The sequence below is a fragment of the Hymenobacter sp. genome (assembly GCF_035709525.1).
Lineage (GTDB): Bacteria > Bacteroidota > Bacteroidia > Cytophagales > Hymenobacteraceae > Hymenobacter.
This window is the reverse complement of record NZ_DASTEP010000169.1, coordinates 1-12,404: the sequence shown is the minus strand read 5'-3', so window position 1 is coordinate 12,404 and position 12,404 is coordinate 1. Positions and strand designations below refer to the sequence as shown.

The following is a 12,404-nucleotide window of genomic DNA, read 5'->3' as shown; positions in this document are numbered from 1 at the left end:
ATGTCCGCTATATTTTCTTACAAGTCTACAAATCTACATGTTACGATTCACCAACCCCCAGTGCCAGTCGTGCCCACACCGCAGCAACCCGCTGATGGGCTGCTGCGCTCTAGACGAACTGGAATTTGTTGCCGCCAACAAGGTGACGCAGCACTACCAGAAAGGCCAGGTAATCTACCAGGAGGGTAGCCCGGCCATGGGCCTCTACTGCGTGTATCAGGGCAAGATAAAGCTCTCGAAAGCCGGGGGCGACCAGAAGGAGCAGATAGTGCAGCTTTACCGCGAGGGCGATGTGCTGGGCTACCGGGCGCTGCTGGCCGGCACGCGCTATACGTCGTCGGCGGTGGCCCTCGAAGACTGCGTGGTGTGCCTAGTGCCCCGGCCCGACTTTTTGCGGCTGGTACAAGCCAACGCGCAGTTTTCCACGGCCCTCATGCAACTGCTGGCCCACTCGTTGGGTTGGGCCGAAGAGCGCATGCTGCACCTGGCCTACAAGCCCGTGCGCGAGCGCCTGGCTGGCGCGCTGCTATTTGTGATGCAAACCTTCCGGCGCGAAGGCGAAGAGCTGCCCTTCCGGATAGCGCTGGGCCGCGAAGACCTGGCCGCGCTGGTAGGCACGGCCAAGGAAACCGTGAGCCGGCTACTTTCCGAGCTAAAAGACATGGGTATCATCACCACGCGGGGCAGCCAGATTACCATTCTCAAGCCCAACCGCCTGGTCGAGATAGCGACCATGTACGACTAGCACCGGCCTAGCCAGCTTTAGGCTAATTTTTGGGGTAGTGGGCGACCTACGGCCTGGTAATACCGGGCTGGGCATAGAGTACCTGTGCCCTACTGGCAGTGGCGCGCAGAGCAGTCCGGCGCTTTTCTTACCAACGGGAAGTTGTGCCACCAGTTTTTGAATGCTAATCAGTGCATTGCACATAGGTGGTGCTACTGAAATCGGCTAATAAGCTATTTTTTGAATTTAAGCAAGATTTAATTGCGACACTTTTGCGCAAATTTTAAGTAGAATCAGGAGCATAAATGATTTTGGTCATTTTTTTAAACCTATTGCGGTTCGAGATTTGCTGTCGTTAAGAATAAAACAAATGTGTGGTTGGTTGAGGAAAATATGCTTTGCTCGTCAATGGGTTATCTGTTTGCAATAATTGTATTATGTGAAGAAAATAATGCTGCTTGGTAACTGCATTACTTCTCTTAACTTTACGCCATCCTTTACCTAGCCTACCGGGCATCTGTTGGCCCGGCTAGTATGAATCTTCCGTTTCTACGTCGCTCGCCAAGCCTGGGGCGGCCACCGCTGCACCGCCTGGTAGCAGCCCCAGGGGCCCCCGCCGCCGAGGCCGCGCTACGGCACCTGCTGGCCGAACTGCCCGAGCTGCTGATGGCGGCAGTGGTAGCCCCAGCCTCGGGGCAGGTGCTGGCCAGCTACACCAGCCACGAGCACTTGACGCCGGGTAGCGTCGCGCCCTTTTGGGCGGCCGCCGTGCGGCAGGTGCAAGCCCACCAGGCGGCCCAGGCCGCCCCCGCCGAGCAGCCCGCCGAAATCCTGACTACCCTGCCCACGCAGCTGCACCTGCTGCGGGTGCAGCCCGGCGGCCAGCACGTGCTGGGCCTGGTAGTAGATGCCCACGATACCAACCTAGCGCTGGCGCGCGAGTTGGTTCGCCAGGCCGTGAACGAGCTTACTACTAGTGAGTAACGTTTTAAGTAAATTAGCTTTTACCTTATTTTATTTAGTTTACTTCTATCCAGATTTCCACTTCTTTTTCTCTTCTTATGAAATTGACCGCTACCCCCTTCGACGCTACCACCGGCGAACTGCTGCCCGTGTACCGCGATGCCTACCTGCGCGGCGACCTCGCCCGCTCGTCGGCCCAGGCCGTGGAAGACTACCTGCGCCGCGATGCCGGCGAAGCCCACGCGACGGTAACGCGCTGGCACCACCTGCAAGCCGATGAAGACGCTACCGTGGCCCCCGGCTGGGTGGGCAAGCAGCTGCACTTTGTGCGGCAGCAGCCGCAGCGCCTGCGCCGCCGCGCCCTCAGCTTCGGGCTGGTGGGGCTGCTGCTGGCCGGCGCTTCTATGGCCGCCAACCACCTGCCCACCGCCAACCGCCCGGTGGCCGGGGTGTCGGCCTCGCTGGCCGCCGCTAGCGAAATGCCCGAACTCAGCAAAGTGCGCACTGTGGTGCTGCACGGCCGTATTCTCAACGAGAAAGGCGAGCCGCTGGCCGGCGCTACCGTGCTGCAAAAAGGCACCGCCCACGGCACTACCACCGACGCCAACGGCAACTACAGCCTGCCCGTGCCGGCTGGGCGCCAGGCCACGCTACAATACGGCTACGGCGGCTACGTAGAGCAGGAAATGAGCGCTGCCAGCCCCACCAGCGCCCCAGTGGTGCTCCAGCCCAAGCAGGCCAAGCGTAAGCGCTGGCTGTTTTTCTAGCCGCTGAAAGCAGCGCTTTCGGGCTTACCAAAAGCCAACGCCAGATTTTGCCCCGGCGGCCCACCCGCCCGTGGCCACGCAGAACTAGTCGGTGGCGACCCGACTTGTCCGTACAAAAGCTCATCCGGCTTCGGGTGGGCTTTTGTGCGTTTTGGGGGCGGTCGGTTAGTCAGCCAGTAGCTTTTTCGCGTACTACGGCTGCATTCCTAATTGATACCTCTTCTGATGAAATCTTCTTCTCAGCCCCGTGGGGCTAAATTCTGGCCCGCGCTGGGCTTTGCCGCGCTGGCGGGCTCGCGGGCTACTTCCGGGCCGGCCTTTCTCAGCCAGTTTCTTTCGCAACAGGCACTGGCCCCGGCGCTAGCGGGCTCGCCGCTGCGCTTTTTGGGCAAGCCCGGCGTGGGCACGGCCCTCAAGTTCTTGATTGCCGGCGAGTTTGTGGGCGATAAGCTGCCCAACACGCCCGACCGCATCGTACCGCAGCAGCTGGGCGCGCGGGCCGTATCGGGGGCGCTGGTGGGCGCTACCCTCTACAAAGCCAAGGGCGGCAGCCTCGTGAGTGGCGCGCTGGTGGGCGCGCTGGGCGCGGTGGCGGCCACGTATTTGACCTTCTACCTGCGCAAGACCATCAGCGAAAAAGCCGACGTAGACACGGGCCTCGTGGGGGCGGGTGAAGATGCGCTGGTGCTGGGCCTGGGCGCGCTATTGTCTAAGAGCCAGGCGAGCTAAGTAGCTTGGACTTTGTAGCCCGAGCGCGCGCGCAGCGCGCATCAACGTCTGTAGCCGTTCGCCCGTGAATGCGCGCTAAGCGCGCTCGGACTACAAAGTCCAAGCTACAGCCTAGCGTATCTTTGCCGGGCTGGCCGGCTGGCTGGTTGAACTTGTCTTTTGTGAGTATGAATCAATACGATGTCACCGTCATCGGCTCGGGCCCTGGCGGATATGTAGCCGCCATCCGCTGCGCCCAGCTGGGCCTGAAGACCGCCCTCATCGAGAAATACCCGACCCTGGGCGGCACCTGCCTCAACGTGGGCTGCATCCCGAGCAAGGCGCTGCTCGACTCCAGCGAGCACTACCACAACGCCCACACGGCGTTTGCCGACCACGGCATCGGGCTCGACAACCTGACGGTGGACATGAACCGCATGATAGACCGCAAGGCGGGCGTGGTGAAGGCCAACGTGGACGGCATCGCCTACCTGATGAAAAAGAACAAAATCGACGTGCTGCAAGGCGTCGGCGCTTTTGTTGATAAAAATCACCTCAGCATCACGCCGCTCGAAGGTGGTGAAGCCAAGCAGATTGAAACCAAGAACGTCATCATCGCTACCGGCTCGAAGCCCACGGTGCTGCCGTTCATCAAGCAGGACAAGCAGCGCATCATCACGAGCACCGAGGCGCTGAACATCCGCGAAGTGCCCAAGCACATGATAGTGATTGGCGGCGGCGTGATTGGCCTGGAAATGGCCTCCGTGTACGCCCGCCTAGGTGCCAAAGTATCGGTGGTGGAGTTCATGGACAGCATCATCCCGACCATGGACCGGGGCCTGGGCAAGGAGCTGCGCCGTGTGCTGGGCAAAATCGGCATCGAGTTCTTCTTTTCGCACAAAGTGACCGGCGCCACCCGCGACGGCGACAACGTGACCGTGACCGCCACCAACGCCAAGGGCGAGGAGGTGAAATTTGAGGGTGACTACTGCCTCGTGGCCGTGGGCCGCGTGCCCTACACCGCCGGCCTCAACCTGGAGGCCGCCGGTGTGCAGATGGAAGAGCGCGGCCGCATCAAGGTCGATGAGCACCTGCAAACCAACGTGCCCGGCATCTACGCCATCGGCGACGTGGTGCGCGGTGCCATGCTGGCCCACAAGGCCGAGGAAGAAGGCGTGTTCGTGGCCGAAACCATCGTGGGCCAGAAGCCGCACATCAACTACCTGCTCATTCCCGGCGTGGTGTACACCTGGCCCGAGGTGGCCGGCGTGGGCTACACCGAGGAGCAACTCAAGGAGCAGGGCAAGGCCTACAAAGTGGGCTCGTTCCCGTTCAAAGCCAGCGGCCGCGCCCGCGCCAGCGGCGACACCGATGGCTTCGTGAAGGTGCTGGCCGACAAAACCACCGACGAAATCCTGGGCGTACACATGATAGGGCCGCGCATCGCCGACCTCATCGCCGAAGCCGTGACGGCCATGGAGTTCCGCGCCTCGGCCGAGGACGTGGCCCGCATGAGCCACTCGCACCCCACCTACGCCGAGGCCATGAAGGAAGCCTGCCTGGCGGCTACGGAAAACCGGGCCATTCATATGTAAAAAGTGAACGTGGTCTTGGTAACAAATGGAATAGCCCAGCGGTACCCTAGTTATATGGAGTACTTAATAGATTGCTAATCATGACAAAACAAGACCACGTTGCCCACTGGAAAAACACGGCCGAAGAAGACTGGCTAGCGGCGCAGGACTTGTTCAGAAGCAAGCGCTTTCTTCAAAGCTTGTTTTTCGCACATTTGGCTATCGAGAAGCTAAGCAAGGCGCATTGGATACAGGATAACGCCAGCGACCATCCGCCGCGTATTCACGACATTCTGCGTTTATGGAGTGCCACTACCTTAGCGCCTACTCCGGCACAAGAAGGTATAGGTAGCACCTTGAATACATTTCAGATGGATGGTCGCTATCCCGACTACCAACGCATTGCTTACCAGCGGGCAACTGAATCGTTTACCCGTGCGTTGTTGCAAGACACTGATGATTTACGCTCATGGTTACTCAGCAAACTGCCTTAATAGAGGTCAATCAGTTCGCCAGCGAACTGCGACAACTTGCCATTCCCCTGCGTCAGGTTATTCTGTTCGGGTCGTTTGCCCGCAACGAGCAGCATGAGTGGTCGGATATTGATGTAGCGTTGATTGCCGATTCCTTCACCGGCTTTCGGGCCGAGGACATTCAACCGTTTGTGCGGTCATTGGCTCGGCACATCGACATCGAGCCGCATACCTTCTCGCCCGAGCAATTCACCGACTGGAATCCGTTCGTGCAGGAAATCAAGCGCACGGGTATTGTGGTGGGCGAGTGGGAGCCGGCCGCCACGGAAAACCGAGCCACTCATATGTAGTCCCCTGCCCTGCGGCAGAAACGCAAAAGAGGCTGAAGCTCCTGTAGCTTCAGCCTCTTTTGTGTTACTAAGATAACCTGCTTTACATAACGCTTTGAAGCAGAGCTTCAAATTGCTCAGGGTCTTGCTCTTTTATTTTTTCAATTAAAAGTTTAGCGCATTCCTCTGCTTCATCAACATCAATAGGCTTCCATCCTCTATCTATATATGTTAAATGAGAATACTCATTAATGAATCTGTTAATGATAATAGGAGTATTTCCATTAAATATTTTGCTTAGATTATCTAAAGGGCTTTCACTATTAGGAAACTTGTAGAATAAATAACATTCAAGAAATTTCCTCATGTTATTTGGTAGATTATAAAACTGGTTGTATGTATTCGATATCATGGCCTTTTTATCGCCACCTACTTCTTTGTATACCTTGTATATCTCATTGAAAAGGTAATTGAATTCAGTTACATAGTCTTTTAAATGAATAGGCATAGGTACAAGAAAGCTTCCTTTCTCATTTCCTTTTTGCCTTCTCTCTATAAGATAATGACTCACACTGCCTTTGCCGTTGGGTGATGTTAGTCTTTTTAGGTATTTTAAAAAATCTAAATTATGTGTAGAAATAAATAATTGCTTATATCTATTTGGCTTGGCAATAATTTTTTCAATGAGACTAAATACGAAAAATATGTGATTGCTATCAAGGCTCGATATTGGGTCGTCAATATAAACGATGAGGTTCCTTGTTTCCTCTTGACCTTGAATTTCATCCTCAAGCTTTGCTATAAAGTAACAGAAAGAAATCAAGCTGCATTCGCCCTCGCTAAGATTTTTGGCGTCTGTTCCCTCTCTAGTTATTTTGAATTTTATATTAGGTGATTCGCCTTCAGCAATTAGCTTCAACTCGCCATGTCCGAAAAAATCTGAAATATGTTGATTAACTAATTGAGCTCCTTTGGTCTCATCTCTAGCTTGAGATTCTAGAAGCTCTTTTCGCAATACAAGTTGATTTGCTTGCGCCTTTTTAGCTGATATTTCGTTATTTAATAATTGGTTGCTGCTATTTAGGGATGCAATATCAGAGGTCCTCTTGATAAAATCAATATCAATAGCAAATTGTGCGACTTCAGATATTCTGAGTTCGTAACGAGCTTGATGTTGGTCGTTTATTAATGTGTTTGCTTTTGCATTATTCTCCTTTGCAACCAAATTGATTTCGACTATTAGGTTTAATATTTCAGTTGAAAAATCCTCCGTATCCTTTATTTGGCGTGATTTAAATATGTTTTGCTTTCTAATGTCAAGTTCATCAACAAGTAGCCGTAAGCTTTGTGAGTAATTTGCTTTTGCCTGCTCCCAGCGAATTATCAGTGGGGAAATTTTGTCGTGTAAGCTAGAATAGTAATTGTCCTTATTTATGAATATAAAATTATTTATGCGCTCAATTGCGCTGTTGATAGTTGCGATTAAGCTAGTAATACTTTCTCTTAGCTCCTCAGATTCCTTGTTGAAATGAGCATCAAGCTTTGTCCAAATATCGAGCGGTAAGGTACCCCCACAGAATGCGCATTTTTCATGCTTGCCTTTGTGATTGTCGATTCCATGTCTGACCCATTCTTGCAAGAGGCTGTCATTTATTAAAATGCTAATCTGCTCATTTGGCTTGATTTCTTTGAGTAACAGAGCTTCCGCTTCCTGGCTGTACTTACTGAAATTTGGCTTTTGCTCAGGGAAAAGATTGATAAATAATCTTGGTTCCTCAGTAAGGAACTTTTTTCTGAATTCCTTCTGGGCAGGGCTCAGTATACTAGATGAAAAATCTGATTTTATACTTTCGATTTCTGCTTCGATATCTCTTATATTATAAGTTTTTTTGCCGGTAGATGCTAAAAATAGGGTCTTATCTAATTTGACCTTATCATTCGCCTTAGTCTTAAGCTTGTTTTCTAAGTCTAGTTTTAAGGAATTAAGCTTTTTGATTCCGGTCTTATATTTGTCTTGTAACTTTGTCAAGTCAAATAAAAGTCCATTAGTAGTGTTGGTACCGAGTTCTTTTGTTATCTGTTTAATTTCGTTGTCTATTTCAATATTTTTAGCGCCCAGAATTGTGAATGGTAGAATAAGGCCGTCTTCATTATGAATCCAGCTGAGATTTTCGCTAACAAAGTCAGTATTATAAACTCTTACCTGGTTCTCTTCAATTGGTGAGTCGAGAGTGACATGACTTATAGATTTTCCGTCTCGACAGTCAATGATGAAATCTCCATCTAAATGGTGTTTGTGTAATTCCTGTTTTTCAATGCACCTGAATATTCTAGACAAAGTGGTTTTGCCTGAATAGTTACGCCCGTATATTATATTCAAAAGGTTAAAATTTGTATCTCCTGATAAATTGTTGTTCCATTTGTAGGAAGAGAAGATGCCAAACTTTTTGATGTTTATCTTTTGTATCATGGCTCTGCTTATGAGAAGGTAGGTAGAGGTTGGCAATAACGGCTCTAAGTCAAATTAAATCGTTAAGGCTAAGCTAGCAAAAGGTTAGTAAGGGCTTAGAGAAGCCAAGTTAGCACAATTTTTATTTTGTTGTCTGTGCCATTAGTAAAACTCATGCGCCCTCCGCTCCTTCTCGCCGCCGCCCTAGCCCTCCCGCTCGCCGCCCGCGCCCAAACGGCCCCCGCCGACACGGCCACCTTCCTGCTGCACAAGTTCGCGCAGCGCATCGGTAAGGAAACCTACCGCCTCACGCGCACCCCGCAAGCCTGCACCTACGACGTCGCGTTCCGGTTCGTAGACCGGGGCTCGCCGGTGGCGCTCACCGCCCAAATCGCCACCACGCCCGCCGGCGAGCCGCTGCGCCTGGCCGTGAAGGGGCAGACCTCGCGCTTCAGCAGCATCAACGACACGGTGCGCCTGGGGGCCGATGGGCAGGCCCGCATCCGCGTCGATGACGCCGTGCGGACGGAGCCGCGGCCGGCCCTGAGCTTCCCGGTGGCGGGCTACGCGCCGGGCACGGGGCAGTGGCTGCTGCTGCGCTACTGGCAGCAGCACGGCCGCCCCGCCCGCCTGGCGCTGCTGCCCGGCGGCACGGTCCGCATCCGCGAAGACGGGACGGACACGCTGCAATTTCAGAGCCGACCGCTGCTACTGCGGCGCTACGTGCTCAAGGGCCTCGTGTGGGGAAACGAGCTGCTCTGGACCGACCAGCAGGGCCGCCTCGTGGGCCTCATCACCATCGATGCTGAGGGCGACAAGCTAGAGCTGCTGGCCCAGCCCTACGCGGCGCTGCTACCGGCGCTGGTGGGGCGGGCGGCCCGGCACGGTATGCGGCTTTTTCGAGCCGAGATGGGCGCGGCGGCCACCGCCAAAACTGCCGCCCCGGTCCCGCTGCTGGCCGTGGTGGGCGGCACGGTGGTCGACGTGATGCGGGGCCGCCGCATCCCCCAGGCCACGGTGCTGCTGCAAGGCGGCAAGGTGCTGCGCGTAGGCCCGGCCGCTGCCGTGCCCATCCCGAAAGGTGCCCGCGTGCTGCACGCCGAGGGCCAAACCGTGCTGCCGGGCCTCTGGGACATGCACGCCCACTTTCAGCAGGCCGAGTGGGGGCCGGCCTACCTGGCGGCCGGCGTGACTACGGTGCGCGACTGCGGCAACGAGTTTGCCTACCTCAATGCCGTGCAGCGCGCCATCGACACGGGGCAGGGCGTGGGGCCGCGCATCCTCAAGGCCGGCCTCATCGACGGCAGTGGGCCGCGCACGCTGGGCATCGAGCTGGCCAACACGCCCGCCGAGGCCGTGCGCCTGGTGCAGCGCTATAAGGCCAATGGCTTTGCCCAAATCAAGCTCTACAGCTCGGTGAAGCCGGAAATTGTGCGGGCCGTGTGCGCCGAGGCGCACCGCCTGGGGCTCACCGTCACGGGCCACATCCCCGACGAGATGACCATTACGCAGGGCGTGGCGGCGGGCATGGACCAAGTCAACCACCTCAACTACGTGGTGCGGCCGTTGCGGCGCAATGCCGATGGCTCGCTTATCCTCACCGATACTACGGCCGCCCGCGTGTTTGCTTTTCTGAAAGCCCACCGCACCGTTATCGACCCCACGGTGGGCGTGTTTGAGCTGGCCTATCGCTCGAATAAAGACGATATTATGGCCATCGAGCCCGGCTACCTGCGGCTGCCGCAGCCCTTGCAGGCGCTGTACGTGAACATGGGCCAGGAACCGGCCGATGCCGCTAAGGCGGTCCCGTACATCGCCAGCTACCCGCGCCTCGTGAAGGCGCTCTACGACCACGGCATCCCCATCGTGGCGGGCACCGACATGGGTTTTCCCGGCACCAGCCTCGCTCGCGAGCTGGAACTGTACGTGCAGGGCGGCCTCACGCCCATGCAGGCCCTGCAAACGGCCACCATCAATGCCGCTCGCGCCATGAACCTCGACGCCCGCGCCGGCTCGCTCGACGTGGGCAAGCAGGCCGATTTGGTCATTATCGACGGCGACCCGCTGGCCAACATCCGCGCTATCCGGCAGGTGCGGCTGGTAGTGAAGGCCGGGCAGGTGTACGAGCCCGCCCAGATGCGGCAGTTGGCTGATTATTCGGAGCTGGCGGGGCCGCGATAATTGTGCGAGCGTGGTCGCCTCACCCCCCGGCCCCCTCTCCGAAAAGGAGAGGGGGAGCCTGACGACTACTCAACGACTACTCGCGTCCGCTAACAGTCGGCTCCCCCTCTCCTTTTCGGAGAGGGGGCCGGGGGGTGAGGCGCTGCGGTCGAGTAGTTACCCCCAACAGAAATCAGCAAAACCCAACACGCCCCGCGCTACCAAAGTAGCGCGGGGCGTGTTGATAATGCGAGACGAAAGGCGCAACAGGCAGCCTTAACACCTCAAAAACTACGAAGCCGCCGGGACGGTGCTGGCCATTTTCACGCGCACGGCGGTGGGGCCTTTCATGCCCGGCTCGACCTCGAAGGTCACTTTGTTGCCCTCCGTGATGGTGAGGCCGCCCAGGTTGTTGGCGTGCACGAAGATGCTTTCCTGGCTGGCCGCATCGCGGATGAAACCGTAGCCTTTCGAGTCGTTGAAAAACGACACCGTGCCGGTGCGCAGCGTGTCCTCGGGCTCACGGTCTTCCTGCTTGGGTACGCCGATTTGGATGCTTTCGGCGCTGATTTCCTTGCGCTTGCGCGTGGGGTCGGGCGGCGTCGAAGTGATGTTGCCGTTCTCATCCACGTAGGCCAGCATTTCCTCCAGGCCTTGGCCCGAAACGGCGTTGGCCTGGCGCTCTTTGCGCTTTTCTTCTTTTTCGTTACGTTTCTGCAAACGCTTCTTCTCGTTTTCTTTTTTACCGAATGAGGTTTGGGCTCTGGCCATGAAGGGGGATTGGGTGGTCAAAAAACCGGCTTGCGCGCAAGCAGGCAACTAGTAATAAGCGATTGGGGCGGCTTTAAATTCCGTCGGCGGCACAAAAAACGCGCTCGGCCCTGCCACTAAAAACAAAGGCCGACCAGCTGCAAAAAGCTGGTCGGCCTTTGGGAAGTACTAAAAACAAAAGGCGGGCGGCTACCCGGCCGTGCGCCGCTAGGCGGTTTTTTTCACGCGCACGGCGGTGGGGCCTTTCATGCCGGGCTCCGTTTCAAAGGTGACCTTGTCGCCTTCCGTGATGGTGAGGCCGCCCAGGTTGTTGGCGTGCACGAAAATGCTCTCCTGGCTGGCGGCATCCTTGATGAAGCCGTAGCCCTTGGCCGAGTTGAAGAACGTGACGGTGCCCGTGCGGGTAGCATCCTCGGGCTCACGGTCTTCTTGCCGGGCCACGCCGATGCGGATGCTTTCGAGGGCAACTTCTTTTTTCTTGGTGGGGTCGGGCGGGGTCGAGGTGATGTTGCCGTTTTCATCGACGTAGGCAATCATGTCCTCTTCGCCCTGGCCCTTGTTGGCCTGGCGGGCGAGGCGGCGTTCCTCTTTCTCGTTTTTCTTTTGCTGACGCTTTTTTTCGGCTTCCTGTTTGCCGAAATTAGTCTGTGCTTTTGCCATGAGGGGTACTGGTCGCGGAATAGCCGGTTAGGCTTTCGTTAACAAAGGAAAAAGCGAGCTGATAGATTCCCGCTATTGGGGGCCAAGATACGGGATAAATCGCGCCCCAAACCAGCTTATAGTCTTAAGAAATAGGGCGACTACTTAAAATTCAGCTCGCTGCCGGGTCGGGCACCTCGCGCACGCCGCCGGGCAGCAGCCCCGCCAGCCCGTGCGCCCCGATGCGGACCCGCACCAGCCGCAGCGTGGGGAAGCCCACGGCGGCCGTCATCTTCCTGACTTGCCGAAACTTACCTTCGGTGAGCGTGAGGGAAAGCCAGCTGGTGGGGCCGTGGCGGTCGTCGCGCACCGGGCGGGCGCGCGGGGGTAGCGCGGGCACCTCGGGCAGCCGCCGCGCCTGGCACGGCCCCGTGCGGTAGCCTACGCCCTGAATGCTGATGTCGACGCCCGCCCGCAGCCGCGCCAGCGCCTCGTCCGTCACGAGCCCATCGGCCTGCACGTAGTACTCTTTCTCCACGTGCCGGCTGCGGATGGTTTCGCTCACGCGCCCGTCGGTGGTGAGCAGCAGCAGGCCCTCACTGTCCTCATCGAGCCGGCCGATGGCCATCGTGCCGTCCGGAAAGTCGTAGAGTTCGCCCAGAAAGCGCTTTTTGCGGGCCTCGCGCCCGAAGGCGCTCACAAACTGGCTGAGGTAGCCGTAGGGCTTGTAGAGAAGGAAATGGCGGTGGGCGGTGGGGGAGTCGGATTCGGGGTTCACTGCCCAAAAGTAGCCCCACCGGGTGAACCTCACCCCCCAACCCCCTCTCCAAAAAAGAGGGGGAGCCGA

At 56.6% G+C, this 12,404-nt stretch carries 12 protein-coding genes; 8 read left to right on the top strand and 4 right to left on the bottom strand.

Annotated elements, in window-relative coordinates; all coding sequences use genetic code 11:
* Positions 1-37 precede the first annotated feature (37 nt).
* From VFO93_RS14415 to VFO93_RS14385, 7 genes are all read left to right on the top strand, one after another.
* Positions 38-745, top strand: a complete 708-nt coding sequence (locus tag VFO93_RS14415) for a Crp/Fnr family transcriptional regulator (protein WP_325135088.1) — start codon at positions 38-40, stop codon at positions 743-745.
* 513 nt (positions 746-1,258) lie between these two features.
* Complete coding sequence (locus VFO93_RS14410) at positions 1,259-1,708, top strand: hypothetical protein (RefSeq protein WP_325135087.1); 450 nt, start codon at positions 1,259-1,261, stop codon at positions 1,706-1,708.
* Between the two features lie 77 nt (positions 1,709-1,785).
* Positions 1,786-2,454 (top strand): carboxypeptidase-like regulatory domain-containing protein, encoded by a 669-nt coding sequence (locus VFO93_RS14405; protein WP_325135086.1) that lies wholly within the window; start codon positions 1,786-1,788, stop codon positions 2,452-2,454.
* A 225-nt stretch (positions 2,455-2,679) separates the two neighbouring features.
* Positions 2,680-3,183, top strand: coding sequence for a DUF4126 domain-containing protein (locus VFO93_RS14400; protein WP_325135085.1), 504 nt, complete (start codon positions 2,680-2,682; stop codon positions 3,181-3,183).
* Between the two features lie 167 nt (positions 3,184-3,350).
* Entirely contained in the window at positions 3,351-4,757 is a 1,407-nt protein-coding gene (lpdA, locus tag VFO93_RS14395) for a dihydrolipoyl dehydrogenase (RefSeq protein WP_325135084.1), read from the top strand.
* An 80-nt stretch (positions 4,758-4,837) separates the two neighbouring features.
* Positions 4,838-5,230, top strand: a complete 393-nt coding sequence (locus VFO93_RS14390; RefSeq protein WP_325135083.1) for a HEPN domain-containing protein — start codon at positions 4,838-4,840, stop codon at positions 5,228-5,230.
* Positions 5,206-5,559: a nucleotidyltransferase domain-containing protein gene (locus tag VFO93_RS14385; RefSeq protein WP_325135082.1), complete on the top strand. Its 354-nt coding sequence runs from the start codon at positions 5,206-5,208 to the stop codon at positions 5,557-5,559. Before VFO93_RS14390 ends, VFO93_RS14385 begins: the two co-directional genes overlap by 25 nt.
* Before the next feature lie 82 nt (positions 5,560-5,641).
* Here VFO93_RS14385 and VFO93_RS14380 read toward each other — a convergent pair whose 3' ends face one another.
* Positions 5,642-8,008 (bottom strand): AAA family ATPase, encoded by a 2,367-nt coding sequence (locus tag VFO93_RS14380; protein ID WP_325135081.1) that lies wholly within the window; start codon positions 8,006-8,008, stop codon positions 5,642-5,644.
* Positions 8,009-8,161: 153 nt separating this feature from the next.
* On the opposite strand from VFO93_RS14380, the gene VFO93_RS14375 reads away from it, so the two are divergent.
* A complete protein-coding gene (locus VFO93_RS14375) occupies positions 8,162-10,168 on the top strand; it encodes an amidohydrolase family protein (protein ID WP_325135080.1) in 2,007 nt (668 codons plus the stop codon).
* Positions 10,169-10,438: 270 nt separating this feature from the next.
* On the opposite strand, the gene VFO93_RS14370 is transcribed toward VFO93_RS14375, so the two are convergent.
* The 3 genes from VFO93_RS14370 to VFO93_RS14360 all read right to left on the bottom strand — a co-directional run bounded on the left by VFO93_RS14370 (position 10,439) and on the right by VFO93_RS14360 (position 12,335).
* The gene (locus VFO93_RS14370; protein WP_325135079.1) at positions 10,439-10,918 is read right to left on the bottom strand and encodes a cold shock domain-containing protein; all 480 of its coding nucleotides are present in this window, start codon (positions 10,916-10,918) and stop codon (positions 10,439-10,441) included.
* A 207-nt stretch (positions 10,919-11,125) separates the two neighbouring features.
* Positions 11,126-11,578, bottom strand: coding sequence for a cold shock domain-containing protein (locus VFO93_RS14365; RefSeq protein ID WP_325135078.1), 453 nt, complete (start codon positions 11,576-11,578; stop codon positions 11,126-11,128).
* 151 nt (positions 11,579-11,729) lie between these two features.
* A complete protein-coding gene (locus VFO93_RS14360; RefSeq protein ID WP_325135077.1) occupies positions 11,730-12,335 on the bottom strand; it encodes a pseudouridine synthase in 606 nt (201 codons plus the stop codon).
* Positions 12,336-12,404: the final 69 nt, after the last annotated feature.